The sequence below is a fragment of the Paraburkholderia lebeckiae genome (assembly GCF_014201005.1).
GTDB classification, from domain to species: Bacteria; Pseudomonadota; Gammaproteobacteria; order Burkholderiales; family Burkholderiaceae; genus Paraburkholderia; species Paraburkholderia tuberum.
This window is the reverse complement of the sequence record NZ_JACHDK010000024.1, coordinates 68,645-83,463: the sequence shown is the minus strand read 5'-3', so window position 1 is coordinate 83,463 and position 14,819 is coordinate 68,645. Positions and strand designations below refer to the sequence as shown.

The following is a 14,819-nucleotide window of genomic DNA, read 5'->3' as shown; positions in this document are numbered from 1 at the left end:
TTCGTCGAACGGGTTCATCGACATTTTCACGTTCGCGATATCGACGCCCGTACCGTCCGATTTCACGCGGACCTTCACGTTGTAGTCGACCACTCTCTTAACTGGCACCAGAATTTTCATGCACTCGCTCCAAAGTTACGAATACGTCAACCCGACGAACATTATAGCGACTGCCCTCATGACAGCCGTGTCGCGGGCGCTTTGCGGGAGGATATCGGTCCTCAGCGGCGTGACGGCAATATCGAACGATCGTTCTATTTTAATCTCCAAAAAACCCGGGAGACAACCCCGGGTTCCGACTCAGACCTCTAATTTCGCATTGCCGTCGTATTCTGCGAGGTCCGCGGGCGTTGCATCACCAGGAGGTGATCACCGAGCCGCCGAATTTGCTGTCGACGAACTGCTTCACTTCCGGCGAGTGGTACGCCGCGACGAGCTTCGCGACCCACGGCTTGTTCTTGTCCGCTTCGCGAATCGCGATCACGTTCACGTAGGGACCTTTCCGGTCCTCGATTGCGATAGCGTCCTGCGTTGGCTTGAGGCCTGCTTCCATCGCGAAGTTGGTGTTGATCGCGGCGGCATCGACATCGCCCAGCGAACGCGGAATCTGCGCCGCGTCAAGCTCGACGATCTTTAGTTTCTTCGGATTGTCGACGATGTCGAGCGGCGTCGCCTTCAGACCCGCCTCGGCGCGCAGCTTCAGCAAGCCCTGCTTCTGCAGCAACAGCAGCGCGCGGCCGCCGTTGGTCGGGTCGTTCGGCACGGCGATCTTCGCGCCCGGCTGCAGTTCGGCGAGCGACTTCACCTTCTTCGAGTAGATACCCATCGGGTATGTGACCGTATCGGCGATACGGATCAGCTTGTAGCCGCGATCCTTCACCTGCGCCTGCAAGTACGGGTCGTGCTGGTAGCTGTTCGCATCCAGATCGCCGCCCGCGAGCGCCGCGTTCGGCTGCACGTAGTCGGAGAATTCGACGATCTTGATGTTCAGGCCGTTCTTCGCGGCGATCGTCTTCACGACGTCCATGATCTGCGCGTGCGGGCCGCCGGTGACGCCAACCTTGATCGTGTCTTCGGCATGCGCCGCGGTGGTGGCGAAGAGCGTTGCCGCGCCGAATACGGCGGCGAGCTTGAGAATTAAGCGACGTTGCATGATGGACCTCTTCCGAATCTTTCTTAGCGGGCTTCCGAACGCCCTTGTTTATTTGTGGCTCAGACGACGCACGAGCCAATCCCCAAACGACTGCACCAGTTGCACGAACACGATCAGTATCAGCACGACCGCAAGCATCACTTCCGGCAGGAAGCGCTGATAGCCGTAGCGGATGCCGAGGTCGCCAAGACCGCCGCCGCCGATCGCGCCGGCCATCGCCGAATAGCCGACCAGCGACACGAACGTGATCGTCAACCCGGCGACCACTCCCGGCAGCGATTCCGGCAACAGCACCTTGAAGACGATCTGGCTGGTGGTCGCGCCCATCGCCTGGGCCGCCTCGATAAGCCCGCGATCGACCTCGCGCAGCGCCGTTTCGACCAGACGCGCGATGAACGGCGCCGCGGCGATCGTCAGCGGCACGATCGCGGCCGCGGTGCCGATTGACGAACCGACGACAAGTCGCGTAAACGGAATCACCGCGACCAGCAGGATGATGAACGGCGTCGAGCGCACGGCGTTGACGATCACGCCCATCACGCGATTCAACGCGACGTTTTCAAGCACGCCCTGGCGGTCGGTCAGATACAGCAGCACGCCGAGCGGCACGCCGACCACAGCGCCAACCAGTCCGGAGACGCCCACCATGATGAGCGTCTCCCAGAACGACTGGACGAACATATCGAACATTTCACTCAACATGCGAGAGCTCCTCCACTACGACACCCTGCTCGCGCAAAAACGTGATCGCCTGCGCGACCTTGGCCGGATCGCCGCCCGCGAGTACCGCGAGCGAGCCAAACGCCTGCCCCTGGATTTCGTCGATCTGGCCGTGCAGGATGTTGAGGTCGAGCTCGTAGCGGCGAATCGTCTCCGACAGGATCGGCTGATCGACGCCCGAACCGGTGAACGCGAGGCGCAGCAGATGGCCGCTGCCGGTCTTCAACCGCTGCGCGACGCGCGCCTTCATGGCGGGCGGCAGCTCCTGCGCGATCACGTCGCCGATCAGCGCGCGCGTGACTTCGTGGTGCGGCTCCAGGAACACGTCGATGACCTTGCCCTCTTCGACCACGCGGCCCGCGTCGAGCACCGCGACGCGATCGCAGACCTGCTTGATCACGTCCATCTGGTGAGTGATCAGCACGATCGTCAGGTTCAGTTCGCGGTTGATGCGCTTGAGCAGATCGAGGATCGCGCGCGTGGTTTCGGGGTCGAGCGCGGAGGTCGCCTCGTCCGACAGCAGCACCTTCGGCTTGCTCGCGAGCGCACGCGCGATGCCCACGCGCTGCTTCTGCCCGCCGCTGATCTGCGCCGGATAGCGGTCCTTCTGCGCCGACAGACCGACGAGCTCAAGCAGCGGCAGCACGTTCGCCTCGATCTCGTCGCGCTTCATGCCGGCCAGTTCGAGCGGCAGCGCGACGTTCTCGTACACGGTGCGCGACGACAACAGATTGAAGTGCTGGAAGATCATGCCTATCTCGCGACGCGCGTCGCGCAGTTGCGCGGCGGGCAGCGTCGTCAGATCGCGGCCGTTGACGAGGATGTTGCCCTCGGATGGGCGCGTCAGCAGGTTGATCGTGCGCACGAGCGTGCTCTTGCCCGCGCCGCTGCGGCCGATGATGCCGAACACCTCGCCCGCCGGAATCGTCAGATTGACGTTGTGCAGCGCCTCGACCCACCCCCGGGGCCCGGCAAACCGCTGGGAAACATTGCGTATTTCGATCATGGAAACGAAAACGGCGGAGGCTGCCGGCGAGCATCGTGCTCCCGACAAGCGGCCGCCGTTTCTTTTATTGGGATTTGAGGTCGTCATTCTACCGCAGCGGCGACATACCCTTTAATAATCAATTTCGATCTTTTCATAACCTAAGGGCATTAGAGCTGCGCCTTTTGCACGAAGCTCACGCGCTTCGCGCCGCTACGACTATGATCGGGCCACCCTCCTTCAGCACAGGCCGCCGCCATGCAAACTCCCCCGAGCCACACCGTGCGCGCGAGCGCCGGCAGTCTCAATAAAGATGCGCCGCAGCGCGCGTCGGTGACGACCGGCGATGGCATCCAGTTGCCGCTGTATCGCTGGCGGCCGAACGGGCCGATACGCGCGACGGTCGCGCTGCTGCACGGCCTCGCCGAGCACGCCGGCCGTTACGCCGCCGTAGCGGGCCGGCTCAACGCGGCGGGCATCGAGCTCGTCGCGATCGATCTGCGTGGCCACGGCCACGCGCCCGGCAAGCGCGCCTATGTGAGACGCTTCGACGACTACCTGCTCGATGCGCAGGCGCTGCTCGACGCCGCCGCGCAAAGCTGTGCGCCGTTATTCCTGATGGGTCACAGCATGGGTGGCGCGGTGGCGGCGCTGTACGCGATAGAGCGCCTCGACGCGAGCGGGCGGCGCCTTGCCGGCCTGATCCTGTCGAGCCCCGCGCTCGCGCCGGGCCGCGACGTGCCGAAGTGGATGCTCGTGCTAAGCCAGGTGATCAGCCGCGTCTACCCAACCTTCCCGGCGATGAAGATCGACCCTGCGCTGCTCTCGCGCCTTCAGCCGGTGGTCAAAGCCAACCTCAACGATCCGCTCGTGCATCACGACGCGATTCCGGTGCGCACGGGCGCCGAGCTGCTGCTCGCGATGGCGCGCATCGAACGCGGACGCGCGAGGCTGCGCATGCCGCTGCTCGTGTTTCATGGCACCGACGACAAACTGACCGAGCCCGACGGCAGCCGCGCGTTCGGCGAGCACGCGGGCTCGCCGGACAAGACGCTCACGCTGCACGAGGGTAGCTACCACGAGACGATGAACGACCTCGATCGCGATCGGGTGATCGAGGCGTTGGTCGAGTGGATCGAAAGGCGGGCGGTGGGATCGAGTTGACGAGACGCGGCGCTTGCTGGCCGTCGACTACCGCTTCCACTCCGGCGCGCGTTTGTCGATGAAAGCCTGCACGCCTTCGAGCGCCGAGTCGGCCATCATGTTGCAGGCCATCGTCTGCCCCGCGAGCTGGTACGCGGCTTCGATACCCATTTCGAGCTGCCGGTAGAACAGGCCCTTGCCCGCGCTGACAGCTTCGACAGGCTTCGCGCAGATGCTCGCGGCGAGCCGCGCGACTTCGTCGTCGAGCGCATCGGCAGGGGCGACGCGATTCACGAGCCCCTGCTTGCGCGCTTCGGCGGCGTCGATGAAATCGCCGGTCAGCAGCATTTCGAGCGCGGCCTTGCGCGACAGGTTGCGCGACAGCGGCACCGACGGTGTCGCGCAGAACAATCCGAGGTTCACGCCCGATACGGCGAAGCGCGCGGTATCGGCGGCGACCGCGAGATCGCACATCGCGACCAGCTGGCAGCCGGCGGCGGTCGCGATGCCATGCACGCACGCGATCACCGGCTGCGGCATGCGCTGGATCGTCAGCATCAGCTTCGTGCAGCGCGCGAACAGTTGCTGGTAGTAAGCAAGCGATGGCGCCGCGCGCATTTCCTTCAGGTCGTGCCCCGCGCAGAACGCGCGGCCAGCGCCGGCGATCACGACCACGCGGGCATCGGTCTTCGCGATCCCGGTCAGCGTCTGCTGCAGTCCGTCGAGCAACGCTTCGGACAGCGCGTTGAACGCATCGGGCCGGTTCATCGTCACGCGCACGACGCCCGCTACGCGATACGCATCGTGTTCGATCGTGACCAGCGACGCATCGCCGGTGCTGCCGGGACTGGTGTTCATGGCTCGCTCCTCGGTGCGTGAATGTCGATTTTCGCTCGCTGGCTTTCGAGCCGCTGTCGCCGCGTGCAGTCGGGCGACCTCAGATCTCCGCCAGCGACCGCACGTGCGCGACCACGCTGCGTCCGAGCGCCGACAGGTTGTAGCCGCCCTCGAGACAACTGACGATGCGCCCACGCGCATAACGCCGCGCGATCTCGCGCATCTGGTCGGTGATCCACGCGTAATCGTCTTCGACGAGGCCCATGTTGCCGAGGTCGTCCTCGCGATGCGCATCGAAGCCGGCCGAGATGAACAGCATCTCCGGCCTGAATTCGTGCAGGCGCGGCAACCACAGCATATCGACCGCTTCGCGCACGGCCATGCCGTTCGAACGCGCCGGCATCGGCACGTTGCACATGTTGGACGCCTGGTTGTCGGCGCCCGTGAACGGATAGAACGGGTGCTGGAAGATACTGCACATCAGCACGCGCGGGTCGCCCGAGAACGCGGCCTCGGTGCCGTTGCCGTGATGCACGTCGAAGTCGATGATGGCGACGCGCGCGAGACCATGCACGTCGAGCGCGTGGCGCGCGGCGATCGCGATGTTGTTGAAAAAGCAGAAGCCCATCGCACGCGCCGGCTCCGCGTGATGGCCCGGCGGCCGCACGCTGCAGAACGCGTTGTCGTAGCGGCCTTCGATCACCGCGTCGGTGGCGGCGACCGCCGCGCCCGCCGCGCGCAACGCGGCCTGCCACGTGTGCGGATTCATCGCCGTGTCGGGATCGATCTCGGCCATGCCCTCGACGGGCGAGCGACCGCGGATGTAGTCGACGTGCGCCCGCGTGTGCACTCGCAGCAGCGTGGCCTCGTCGACGAGCGGCGGCGATTCGCGCTCGATCAGCGCGTCGATGCGGCTTGCGATCAGTTGATCCTCGATCGCCTGCAGGCGCGCGGGACACTCGGGGTGCCACTGCCCCATGTCGTGCAGCAGACAGTCGGGATGGGAATAGAAGCCTGTTGCCATAGTTCGTGTTGTGCGTCTCTTCTGCGCGGCGCATGAACTGCGCGCGCGGCGTGTCTCCGTCGAGCGGCGCGCGCCCCCGCGCGCCTCCATTCGTCAAGTTACCACACGACGCCGCTGTCGCCGATTCAGCACGGTTTTGCGGGAGCCGTCGGGTATACTTCCCCGACCCGTTATTCGCCGTTTCGTTCCTGCCGCTTTCCGACTGCTTCCAGCCTTTCACGCATCGCGCTCACTGCTCACCATGACCGTCAAGCTTGCTCTGTCCGCAGGATCCCCACGCAACCGTCTTCGCCTCGGCACCCACGCCGCCTCACTGATCGTCGCATCGTGCATGTTCATCGCGGCAAGTCCCGCGAGCGCGCAAAGCGCCACGAGGAAAGCGCCGGTGCAACTCGCGCAGAGCCAGCCGCAGCAGCCGGTACCGCAAGGACAGACGTTCGAGGAAGAGATCATTCCGCAGCGCTATGCGAACAACGCGAACGTCGATGCGTTCATCAACGAGATGGTCGCGCGCTACGATTTCGACGAAGCGTCGCTGCACGCGCTGTTCACCGGCGTCAGCTACTCGGCGACCGCAGTGAAGCTGGTCACCCCGTCACCGACGCCGTCGGTCAAGAACTGGCGCTCGTATCAGGCGCGCTTCCTCGACCCGGTGCGCGTCAATGCCGGCGTGCAGTTCTGGCGCGAGAACCGGGCCACGCTGCAGCGCGCGTATCAGGAGTTCGGCGTGCCGCCGGAGATGATCGTCGGCATCATCGGCGTCGAGACGATCTACGGTCGCTACATGGGTAATTTCCGCGTGCTCGATGCGCTGACCACGCTGAGCTTCGATTATCCGAACACCGCGAATCGCGCGGACCGCCAGGCGACCTTCCGCAAGAATCTCGAAGACTACCTGGTGTGGACGCGCGACGCGCAGATCGACCCAAACACGGTGCTCGGCTCGTACACCGGCGCGATCGGCATTCCGCAGTTCCTGCCGAGCAGCATCGTCCAATACGCGGTCGACTACGAAGGCAACAAGCGCATCGATCTGCGCACGAGCGATGCGGATGCGATCGGCAGCGTCGCGAACTATCTGCGCCAGAACGGCTGGGAAAGCGGCCGGCCGGTGGTATGGCGAATCGGCTCGGACGCGGGCAGCCTCGGTGTCGCGCAGGCCGCGGCCAATGGGCAGCCGGAGCCGCACTGGCCGCTCGACCAGTTGCTGCGTGCCGGCCTCGTGCTGAACGAGTCGAACGTCGACATTGCTTCCGAAGCGGGCACGCCGGTCACGGTGGTCGATCTGCCGACGCCGGGACGCGGCACCGAGTTCGTGCTCGGCCTGAAGAATTTCTACGTGCTCACGCGCTACAACCGCAGCTTCTTCTACGCGCTCGCGGTGTACCAGCTTGGCCAGAAGGTCAAGGCGCAGATGGAGGCGATCGACGCGGCGAATGCCGCGAAAGCGGCCAACAACGGCGGCGCGTCGCAAGGCCAGGCGGATCAGTCGAACTCGGATTCGCAGTGAGTCGCGCCGCGAGTCGCCGTGCGCGCCTCGCGTTGAAGCACGTAAAAATGCGCCGGCTCGACCAGCGCATTTTTATTGGTTCGTGCACCCGCGAAGGCGCCGGCGACCCGCTTACGCGGGAAATACCCCCGTGGACAGATAACGGTCCCCGCGATCGCAGACGATGAACACGATCGTCGCGTTCTCGACCTGACGCGCGATGCGCAGCGCGACTTCGCACGCGCCACCCGACGAAATGCCCGCGAAGATGCCTTCGACCGACGCAAGGCGGCGCGCCATCGCCTCGGCCGCGGATTGACTAACGTTCTCCACGCGGTCGACGCGGCTGCGGTCGAAGATTTTCGGCAGATACGCTTCCGGCCACTTGCGAATACCCGGAATACGCGAGCCCTCTTCCGGCTGCGCGCCGATGATTTCGATCTGCTGGTTCTGCATTTTCAGATACGTCGACACGCCCATGATCGTGCCGGTCGTGCCCATCGACGACACGAAGTGCGTGATGCGCCCTTCCGTGTCGCGCCAGATTTCCGGGCCCGTGCCTTCGATGTGCGAGGCCGGATTGTCCGGGTTCGCGAACTGATCGAGGATGATGCCCTTCCCCTCGCGCTGCATCTGCTCGGCGAGATCGCGGGCGTATTCCATGCCGCCTTTGACCGGCGTCAGAATGATTTCCGCGCCGTAGGCGGCCATGCTCTGACGGCGCTCGACCGACAGATCTTCCGGCATGATCAGCACCATCCTGTAGCCGCGGACCGCGGCGGCCATCGCGAGCGCGATGCCGGTGTTGCCGCTCGTCGATTCGATCAGCGTGTCGCCCGGCTTGATGCGTCCGCGCGCTTCGGCCTTCTTGATCATCGACAACGCCGGCCGGTCTTTCACCGACCCCGCGGGATTGTTGCCCTCGAGCTTCGCGAGGATCACATTGTTGCGGCTACGGATCTCGTCGTCGGGAAGCCGGACGAGTTGTACGAGCGGCGTATTGCCGACCGTGTCTTCAATCGTTTTGTATGCCATATGGGGTCTAGCAATCGATGCGCGAAAGAGTGTCTTTAATCCATCGATTCTAAACCACGATCTCCGGCGCCGCCCTGCAGCCCTTCTGTCCGCATGGATGCATGGCGGTTGCTACGCAAAAAGCCCGCGGCTGCGAGCCGCGGGAAAGTGTGTGTACCAATCGAAGCAATGGAACGTTCGCGAACCCTGCGCGCCGCAAGCCGCTCGTCAGCATGGCACGCGCAAGGCTCGCGGCCGCTTACTTCTTCACCGCCACTGCGGCGGCGCCCTTCTGCGTGGCGGCGGACGCGGCCGTAGCGGCCGGCTCCTTGCCCGCCGCAGCTGCCGCAACCTGCGTGCTAGCAGCCGCGCCAGCCGGTCCGACAGCGAGACCCTCCGCCTGCAGGCGCTCGATGGTGTGCGCGCCCATGCCCTTGACGCGCTTGCCGAGATCCGCCGCGTCCTTGAACGGGCCGTGCGCATTACGTTCCTCGACAATCGCTTTGGCTTTTGCCGGACCAATGCCCTTGATGCCGCGCAGCGCGTCTTCGTTAGCCGTGTTGACGTCGACCGCCGCATACGCGTGGCCGAAAGCGGCGAGCATCGCCGCGGTAACCAGTACTTTTCGAAACATATTGGAATCTCCCTGTTGCCACTGGCCGGCGACCATCACCGGCCAGGAGATTCCAGTTTAAAGAGGATGACGTACGAATCACACCTGGCCGAACAGCCAACGCACGTAACGATCGACGCCTTCCTGCACGCTCAGAAACGGCGCGTCGTAGCCGGCCGTGCGCAGTTTCGACTGATCGGCCTGCGTGAAGCACTGATACTTGCCGCGCAGCGCGTCGGGGAACGGAATGTACTCGATCAGCCCGCGTTGCACCTGATCCGCAAGCGACAGCGCCGGCTCGTTGTTCAGCGCGCGCAGCGTGTTGACCACAGTGCTCGCGATATCGTTGAACGGCTGCGCGCGGCCGGTGCCGAGATTGAAAATGCCTGACTTCTCCGGATGATCGAAGAAGAACAGGTTGACCTTGACGACGTCTTCGACCGAGATGAAATCGCGCGTCTGCTCGCCGGCCGCATAGCCGTTGTACTCGCCGAACAGCTTGACCTTGCCCTCGGCGCGGAACTGGTTGAAGTTGTGAAACGCGACCGACGCCATGCGCGCCTTGTGCGTTTCACGCGGACCGTAGACGTTGAAATAACGGAAGCCCACGATCTGGCTCTTCGCCGTGGGCAGCACGCGGCGAATCACCTGATCGAACAGGAACTTCGAATAGCCGTACACGTTCAGCGGCTGCTCGACCTCTCGCTCCTCGACGAAGCGGCTCGAGCCGCCATACGTCGCCGCCGACGACGCGTACAGGAACTGGACGTTCTGCGCGAGGCAGATGTCCAGCACGTCGCGGCTATAGCGGTAGTTGTTGTCCATCATGTAGCGGCCGTCGGTTTCCATCGTGTCCGAGCAGGCGCCTTCGTGGAAGATAGCGCGCACCTTGCCGAAGTCGCCGCGCCTGAAGCGCTCGACGAATTCGGTTTTGTCGAGATAGTCGTCGATTTCGCAGTCGACCAGATTCCTGAACTTGTCCGCGCGTGTGAGGTTATCGACGGCGATGATGCGCTGTTCGCCGCGCTCGTTGAGCGCCTTCACGAGATTGCTGCCGATAAAACCGGCCGCGCCGGTGACGATGACGGTCATGGTGATCCTGCGGTAGTGAGCTTCGTTCAGTCAACGCCGCGCGAGGTCCGCTGGTCCGTCGGACGACGGCGCCCCGCGGGCTGCATCAGGAAAAGAGTTCGTCGTAGTCGACGGTGGCGGTGCCCAGTTTGCCGACCACGATGCCGGCCGCGCGATTCGCGAGTCCGACCGCGTCGACGAGCGAAAGACCCGCGCCGAGCATCGCGGCGAGTGTCGCGATCACGGTGTCGCCCGCGCCCGACACATCATACACTTCGCGCGCAACGGCCGACGCGTGCAGGATGCCATCGTCGGAGAACAGCGTCATGCCCTCCTCCGAGCGCGTCAGCAGCAGCGCCTTGAACTGGAGCTCGGCGCGCAGCTTCGTGACGCGCGCGATCAGATCTTCCTCGGACTTCCACTGTCCGACGACCTCGCGCAATTCCGCGCGATTCGGCGTGATCAGCGTCGCGCCGCGATAGCGCTCCCAGTCGTCACCCTTCGGATCGACCAACACCGGTTTGCCAGCCGCGTGCGCCTTCGCGATCATTTGCGTGACGTGCGTGAGGCCGCCCTTCGCGTAGTCGGACATCAGGATCACGTCGTATGACGGCAGCAGCTCGTCGAAACGAGCGAGGCCCGCTAGCAGCACCTCGTGCGCCGGCGAGTTTTCGAAATCGACGCGCAGCAATTGCTGCTGACGCGACAGCACGCGCAGCTTGATCGTCGTCAGCAAGGCCGGATCGCGTTCCAGATGCGGCGTCACGCCGCTTTCGCCGAGCAACTGCACGATGCGCTCGCCGGGCTCGTCATGACCGACCACGCACAAAAGACCCGCCTGCGCGCTGAGCGCGACCGCGTTGCGCGCGACGTTCGCCGCGCCGCCCAGCCGATCTTCCTGGCGCTGCACGTGCACGACCGGCACGGGCGCCTCCGGAGAAATGCGGTTGACGTCGCCGAACCAGTATCGGTCGAGCATCACGTCGCCGACCACCAGCACGCGCGCCGCGTTGAGCTGCGCGCGCGGCACGACCGTGAGCTTCTGCGCCGTCATGGACGCGGGCGCCGCGGGCATGGCCTCAGGCATCGGCCGGAAGTTCAGAGGGTTGGGCATAGGGGCGTCCAATGGCGTGGTAGTCGATACCGAGCTCGGTCATCGCGTCCGGTTCGTACAGATTGCGGCCGTCGAAAATCAGCGGTGTCTTCAGCACCGATTTCAGATGCACGAAATCAGGACTCTTGAACTCCTTCCATTCGGTCACGATCACGAGCGCGTCGGCGCCGATCAGCGTTTCGTCCTGGGTGCTCATGAAGGTGAGACGCGCCAGCTGCTCCGGCGCAGCGTGCAGATCCATCGCGAATACGCGACGCGCCTCGGTCACGGCGACCGGATCGTACGCACGCACGTTCGCGCCGCGCGCAAGCAACTCGCCGATCACGCGACGGCTCGGCGCCTCGCGCATGTCGTCGGTATTCGGCTTGAATGCGAGACCCCACACCGCGAACGCGCGGCCGCTCAAATCGTCGCCGAGCTTCGCGGTGATCTTGTTCACGAGCACGTCCTTCTGCTGGTAGTTCACTTCCTCGACCGCCTCGAGAATCCGCAGGTTGTGGCCGCTCTCGCTCGCGGTGCGGATCAGCGCCTGCACATCCTTCGGGAAGCACGAGCCGCCATAGCCGCAGCCCGCATACAGGAAGTGATAGCCGATGCGCGGATCGGAACCGATGCCGCGGCGCACCGCTTCGATGTCGGCGCCGACCTTGTCCGCGAGATTCGACATCTCGTTCATGAACGAGATGCGCGTCGCGAGCATCGCGTTGGCCGCGTACTTGGTGAACTCGGCCGAGCGAACGTCCATGTACAACGTGCGTTCGTGATTGCGGTTGAACGGCGCGTACAGACGCTTCATCATTTCGCGCGCCCGCACGCCCGCTTCGTCTTCGTCGATACCGATCACGATACGGTCGGGGCGCATGAAGTCGTCGACGGCCGCACCTTCTTTCAGGAACTCGGGATTCGACACGACCGAGAAGCGATGCTGCGCGCTGCCGGCAAGCCCGCGCTTCGCGAGCTCTTCATTGACCACCGCGCGCACGCGCTGCGCGGTGCCGACCGGCACCGTCGATTTGTCGACGATCACCTTGAAACCATTCATCGTGCGGCCGATGTTGCGCGCGGCCTCGAGCACATATTGCAGATCGGCGGAGCCGTCTTCGTCGGGCGGTGTGCCGACCGCGATGAACTGCACGTCACCGTGCGCGACGCTCGCGGCGACATCGGTCGAGAACGTGATGCGGCCAGCCGCGCGCGTGCGGGCGATCATCTCCTGCAAGCCCGGTTCGTGAATCGGCACGCCGCCTTTGTTGAGGATGTCGATCTTGCGCTGATCGACGTCGAGACAGAAGACGTCATTGCCGATTTCGGCGAGACATGCGCCGGTGACAAGGCCCACATAGCCGGTGCCGATAATGGTGATTTTCATACGCTTTCCGGTGGAAGGTTCCGGTAATGAATGCCGCTCATGAGGCCGGCGATAAACTCGTTGCGAAATTCGCGGAGCGGTTGCGTGGCAATGAACGCCGACGCGGCCAAAGCCACCTGTGCGGCGTCAACTCGACGCGGTAATCGGCTCGATGCGGCGCGGCGCATAGGTTTCCCAACCGCTGCATCCCGGGCACTGCCAGTAGAAAAGCCGCGCCCGGAAACCACAATTCTGGCACGTATAGCGTGGCAGATTCTTGGTGCGCTGGCGGATCAGTGTGCGCATCAGTTCGAGCTCGCTGCGCCGCGGCTCTTCGGCGACGGCCTGCTGCGCTTCGAGCAGACGCGTCATGCCGGCCAGATTCGGCGACTTCTGCATCTGCGTGCGCGCGAGCGCATGCGCGGCATCGGCGCCGCGCAGCGACGCGACGTGCTGATACGCGACGTCGAGCAGATCGTTGTTCGGATGACGGTCGACCCACGTGGTCAACAGATCGGCGCCCTCCTGCGCGCGGCCGAGCGCTTCATACTCCTTCATGATTTTCTCGGCGACGAGCGGCAGATACGCGGGGTTCTGCTCCTCGACGCGGCGCCATTGACCGATCGCCGCTTCGGACGCGCCGCCGACCGCGTCGACGTCGCCGAACAGGATCGTCGCGCGCACGTTGGTCGGGTTCGCCTTCAGCGCGAGACGGAGCTGATGGCGCGCTTCGTCCGGTTTCTTCTGCTGCAGCGCTTCCTGAGCAAGTTCGCAATGGAACTGCGCGATTTCCTTGTCGAGCGACGGCGCGCCCATCGTTTCGAGGTGACGCGCGGTATCGATCGACTTGACCCAGTCCTTCTCGATCTCGTAGATCGTCAACAGCGCGCGTTGCGCGCCCAGTGCGTAATCGCCCGCCTGCAGCGAGCGGAAGGTTTCCTCGGCACGGTCGAGCAGACCCGCTTTCAGGAAGTCCTGGCCGAGTTCGTACAGCGCGTGATCGCGCTCGCTGACAGGCAGGTCCGCGCGGCTAAGCAGATTTTGATGCACGCGGATCGCTCGATCCGTTTCGCCGCGCCGGCGGAACAGATTGCCGAGCGCGAAATGCAATTCGACCGTTTCAGGGTCGAGCTTGACGACCTCGATGAATGCGTCGATCGCCTGGTCGGGCTGCTCGTTCAGCAGGAAGTTCAGGCCGCGAAAATAGGACCGCGGCAGGTTCGCGCTTTCGGACAGCAGCGTCTTGAGGTCGTAGCGCGCCGCCATCCAGCCGAACGCGAATGCGACGGGTACGACCAGCAGCCACCAGAAGTCTAGATCCATGCGATTAATGCAAATGTGCGGGAAAGCGAAAACGAAAAGCCGCGCTCAGAGCGCGCGACGCAACGGAGTTCAGATCAGCGGCGGCATCGGCGGCTGCTCGACGACGGCTGGAGTTTCGCGCGCCACGCGCAACTCGCGCCTGAGCCGGCCATTCTCCATGCGCAGACGTACGACGGCCGGCATCGCCGACACGAGCCCCGCGAGCAAGCCGATCACGAAAAACGCGAGGCCGATCAGAATCAGAGGCGCCGACCAGACGTAGCCGGCGAGGAAATTCAGCGTAGCGGGTTGCGTGTTGGAGAGCGCCAGCACCAGCAGCAGCACGAACACCAGCACACGGATCAGCCAGACGATAAATTTCATGAATAGATCTCTTGACGGCAGTTGCGGGGTGACGCCGGCTCGATGACGCGTCGCGCCACGGTGTTGCCCGCGCCGAAGTGACCCGTATTGTAATGGATGACCTCGGGGCTGGGCAGCAAGTGGCGGGATGGCGCACTTACGGGTGATTCGCGAAATGCAAAGACCGCACCGGAAGGCGCCCTCTTCTCAAACGATGGACGAAAAAAAAGCGCCCGAAGGCGCTTTTCCTGGTCTTTTGCCGACTGGCTTTGGCCGCTGACGCTAGCTATGCCACGCTGCAAGACGCACAGCGGAGCCATTAAAGGTCGTCATCCGGCTCCTCGGCCTTCAGCGGCTCGCCCGCGCGACGATCCACCCGCTCACGCAATTCCTTGCCCGGCTTGAAGTGCGGTACGTACTTCTCGGGTACCAGCACCTTCTCGCCCGACTTCGGATTGCGTCCGACGCGGGAGGGACGGCGGTTGAGGCCGAAGCTGCCGAAGCCACGAATTTCGATGCGATGACCTTTGGCAAGCGCCTCCGACATCGCATCGAGCATCGTCTTCACCGCGAAATCCGCATCTTTGAGAACAAGTTGCGGAAATCGCGTAGCCAGCTGGGCGACCAATTCCGATTTGGTCAT

The 14,819-nt window shown here is 64.2% G+C and carries 15 protein-coding genes and 1 pseudogene; 2 read left to right on the top strand and 14 right to left on the bottom strand.

What is annotated here, in order from left to right; translation table 11 throughout:
* From HDG39_RS29445 to HDG39_RS29430, 4 genes and pseudogenes are all read right to left on the bottom strand, one after another.
* A pseudogene (locus tag HDG39_RS29445) lies at positions 1–120 on the bottom strand (electron transfer flavoprotein subunit beta/FixA family protein); the annotation flags it as partial.
* A gap of 235 nt (positions 121–355) precedes the next feature.
* The gene (locus HDG39_RS29440) at positions 356–1,153 is read right to left on the bottom strand and encodes a MetQ/NlpA family ABC transporter substrate-binding protein (protein ID WP_184011070.1); all 798 of its coding nucleotides are present in this window, start codon (positions 1,151–1,153) and stop codon (positions 356–358) included.
* Positions 1,154–1,201: 48 nt separating this feature from the next.
* Complete coding sequence (locus HDG39_RS29435; RefSeq protein WP_184011069.1) at positions 1,202–1,855, bottom strand: methionine ABC transporter permease; 654 nt, start codon at positions 1,853–1,855, stop codon at positions 1,202–1,204.
* Positions 1,845–2,879: a methionine ABC transporter ATP-binding protein gene (locus tag HDG39_RS29430; RefSeq protein WP_184011067.1), complete on the bottom strand. Its 1,035-nt coding sequence runs from the start codon at positions 2,877–2,879 to the stop codon at positions 1,845–1,847. The genes HDG39_RS29435 and HDG39_RS29430 overlap by 11 nt, the downstream gene beginning before the upstream one ends.
* 237 nt (positions 2,880–3,116) lie before the next feature.
* On the opposite strand from HDG39_RS29430, the gene HDG39_RS29425 reads away from it, so the two are divergent.
* Positions 3,117–4,022 (top strand): alpha/beta hydrolase, encoded by a 906-nt coding sequence (locus HDG39_RS29425; RefSeq protein ID WP_184011064.1) that lies wholly within the window; start codon positions 3,117–3,119, stop codon positions 4,020–4,022.
* Positions 4,023–4,049: 27 nt separating this feature from the next.
* Here HDG39_RS29425 and HDG39_RS29420 read toward each other — a convergent pair whose 3' ends face one another.
* Positions 4,050–4,859: an enoyl-CoA hydratase gene (locus tag HDG39_RS29420; RefSeq protein ID WP_184011062.1), complete on the bottom strand. Its 810-nt coding sequence runs from the start codon at positions 4,857–4,859 to the stop codon at positions 4,050–4,052.
* A 79-nt stretch (positions 4,860–4,938) separates the two neighbouring features.
* Positions 4,939–5,862: a histone deacetylase family protein gene (locus HDG39_RS29415; RefSeq protein WP_184011060.1), complete on the bottom strand. Its 924-nt coding sequence runs from the start codon at positions 5,860–5,862 to the stop codon at positions 4,939–4,941.
* Positions 5,863–6,193: 331 nt separating this feature from the next.
* Between HDG39_RS29415 and mltB the strand changes: the two genes are divergently transcribed.
* Complete coding sequence (gene mltB / locus HDG39_RS29410) at positions 6,194–7,372, top strand: lytic murein transglycosylase B (RefSeq protein WP_184011058.1); 1,179 nt, start codon at positions 6,194–6,196, stop codon at positions 7,370–7,372.
* Between the two features lie 111 nt (positions 7,373–7,483).
* Here mltB and cysM read toward each other — a convergent pair whose 3' ends face one another.
* The 8 genes from cysM to HDG39_RS29370 form a co-directional block, all read right to left on the bottom strand.
* A complete protein-coding gene (gene cysM, locus HDG39_RS29405; RefSeq protein WP_184011056.1) occupies positions 7,484–8,386 on the bottom strand; it encodes a cysteine synthase CysM in 903 nt (300 codons plus the stop codon).
* A gap of 238 nt (positions 8,387–8,624) precedes the next feature.
* Positions 8,625–8,999 (bottom strand): ComEA family DNA-binding protein, encoded by a 375-nt coding sequence (locus HDG39_RS29400; protein WP_026225969.1) that lies wholly within the window; start codon positions 8,997–8,999, stop codon positions 8,625–8,627.
* Between the two features lie 78 nt (positions 9,000–9,077).
* Positions 9,078–10,070: an ADP-glyceromanno-heptose 6-epimerase gene (rfaD, locus tag HDG39_RS29395; protein WP_184011054.1), complete on the bottom strand. Its 993-nt coding sequence runs from the start codon at positions 10,068–10,070 to the stop codon at positions 9,078–9,080.
* An 85-nt stretch (positions 10,071–10,155) separates the two neighbouring features.
* Entirely contained in the window at positions 10,156–11,163 is a 1,008-nt protein-coding gene (gene rfaE1 / locus HDG39_RS29390) for a D-glycero-beta-D-manno-heptose-7-phosphate kinase (RefSeq protein WP_084754155.1), read from the bottom strand.
* Entirely contained in the window at positions 11,129–12,532 is a 1,404-nt protein-coding gene (locus tag HDG39_RS29385) for a UDP-glucose dehydrogenase family protein (RefSeq protein ID WP_184011052.1), read from the bottom strand. The genes rfaE1 and HDG39_RS29385 overlap by 35 nt, the downstream gene beginning before the upstream one ends.
* Before the next feature lie 126 nt (positions 12,533–12,658).
* Positions 12,659–13,834, bottom strand: coding sequence for a lipopolysaccharide assembly protein LapB (gene lapB / locus HDG39_RS29380; protein ID WP_184011050.1), 1,176 nt, complete (start codon positions 13,832–13,834; stop codon positions 12,659–12,661).
* 69 nt (positions 13,835–13,903) lie between these two features.
* Positions 13,904–14,197 (bottom strand): LapA family protein, encoded by a 294-nt coding sequence (locus tag HDG39_RS29375; RefSeq protein ID WP_013090140.1) that lies wholly within the window; start codon positions 14,195–14,197, stop codon positions 13,904–13,906.
* A 298-nt stretch (positions 14,198–14,495) separates the two neighbouring features.
* The gene (locus HDG39_RS29370) at positions 14,496–14,819 is read right to left on the bottom strand and encodes an integration host factor subunit beta (protein WP_006050255.1); all 324 of its coding nucleotides are present in this window, start codon (positions 14,817–14,819) and stop codon (positions 14,496–14,498) included.